Raw genomic sequence first — 1,910 nt, 5'->3', positions numbered from 1 at the left:
CTCGCGCATCTTCTCGGCGACCTTGAGCGGCTCGTCGGTGCCGGCGTCCTTGATGCCGTGCAGATAGTGCATCACGGCGGAGTAAACGCCGGCCTGCCACATCGTCGGCATCTGGTTCATCTTGGCGAAGTAGCGCTTCGACCATTCGCGGGTCTTGTCGTCGGCGTCCCAATAGAACGACGTCGTCAACAACAGGCCCTGCGCGGCCGGCAGGCCGAGCGAATGCACGTCGGTGATCAGCGCCAGCAGTGCCGCCATCTGCTGACCGCCCTGGAACACGCCGAACTCGGCGCCGGTCTTGATCTCGTTGATGTTGTTGGGCGGACCGCCGGCGATGCCGATGATCTTGGCCTTGGAGGCCTGCGCCTGAAGCACGAAGGACGACATGTCCGAGGCCGCGAACGGCGGCCGCACCGAGCCGAGCACCTTGCCGCCGGTCTTGTTGACGACCGCGGCGGCGTCCTTTTCCAGCGACTGACCGAACGCGTAGTCGTCGGTGATGAAGAACCAGCTGTCGCCGCCGCGCTTGACGACTTCCTGCGCGGTACCGACCGCGAGCGCGTGAGTGTCGAACACCCATTGCATCGTGTAGGGCGAGCAGAACTTGCCGTGGAAGTCGGCCGCGCCGGTCGACTGGGTGATGAACATCCGCTTCTTCTCGTTGGCGATGTTCTGCACCGCGAGACCGACGGCCGACACCGGGACATCGACGATCAGATCGACCTGTTCGACGTCGTACCAACGCCGTGCCAGCGCGGCGCCGATGTCCGGCTTGAGCTGGTGGTCGCCGACGATCACCTTGATCGGCTTGCCGAGCACGCTGCCGCCGAAGTCCTCGACCGCCATCTCGGCGGCGGTGACCGACCCTTTGCCGGTCGGCGTCGAGGCCGGTCCGTTCATGTCGGTGAGCACGCCGATCTTGACGACGTCGTCGGAGACTTGCGCGAGCGCGGCGGTGGACGAGACGAACGGGGCCGACAGCAGCGCGGCCGTCATCATCGCCGCCGCGAGGGGCTTGGCGAACATGGTGGTTTCTCTCCCTGGGGGCGGCGGCACGCACCGCTCTTGATTGGCAGGCGCGGAAACTTACACCATTCCGGCGCGGGAGCAATTTATCTTGCCGGTCTGGCCGGCCAGCGGGTCGAACTCAGGCGATCTTGCGCAGCGTCGCGACGTCCGGAGGCGACGTCTCGGGGCCGGGTTCGTAAACCGCATAGCGGTCCTTGCCGAGCTTCTTGGCGCTGTACAGCGCGACGTCGGCGGCCGCGATCAGCCGGTTCGCATCGGCCCCCAACGTTCGTGTCCATTGCGCGACGCCGATGGAGGCAGCGAAGGAAATTTCGATCGTCCCGGCCTGCACGGCGATGGCACGGCTCTCTTCGAGAATGTGGCGGGCCACCATGGCGCCTTCGCGCAAGGTGGTGTCGGGCATCACTACGCAGAATTCGTCGCCGCCGGTGCGCGCCAGCAGATCGCCGCTGCGCAGCCGCGACTGCGCGGCGACCGTGAAGCGGCGCAGGCATTCGTCGCCGGCCGCGTGGCCGTAGCTGTCGTTGATGCCCTTGAAGCCGTCGAGGTCGATCGCCAACACGGCGAACGGCTCACCGCTGCGCATCGAGCCGTCGCACAGTTCCGAAATCCGCTGCAGCAGATGGCGGCGATTAGCGACGCCGGTGAGGTCGTCGAGCAGCGCGAGGCTGGCGGCTTCGGCGCGCAACCGGTCGATCGACATCAGCAGGAAGCCGAAATTCAGCGCCATCGACAAGAACACCAGGAGCAGCACCATGCCGGCCTGGAAGTCGTTGAAGTTCACCATCGACAATTCGCCGCCGACGCCGAGCACGCCGGCGGTGGAGCGGACGAGATGCACCAGGAGCATCAGGATGGCCACGGTGCCGGCCATGCGGGCG

At 66.4% G+C, this 1,910-nt stretch carries 2 protein-coding genes; both read right to left on the bottom strand.

Translation table 11 applies throughout. From position 1 onward, the window contains the following. Positions 1-1,026: ABC transporter substrate-binding protein (locus I5M_RS19895; RefSeq protein WP_022722996.1), on the bottom strand; the 1,026-nt coding region annotated here is incomplete at its 3' end. 121 nt (positions 1,027-1,147) lie between these two features. Beyond that, the coding region (locus I5M_RS19890; protein WP_022722995.1) for a GGDEF domain-containing protein at positions 1,148-1,910 on the bottom strand (763 nt) is incomplete at its 5' end.

Origin of the sequence: Rhodopseudomonas sp. B29, from assembly GCF_000333455.1 — a bacterium.
Taxonomy (GTDB): Bacteria; Pseudomonadota; Alphaproteobacteria; order Rhizobiales; family Xanthobacteraceae; genus Rhodopseudomonas.
The sequence above is the reverse complement of the archived record's forward strand: the minus strand, read 5'-3'. Positions and strand labels throughout refer to the sequence as shown.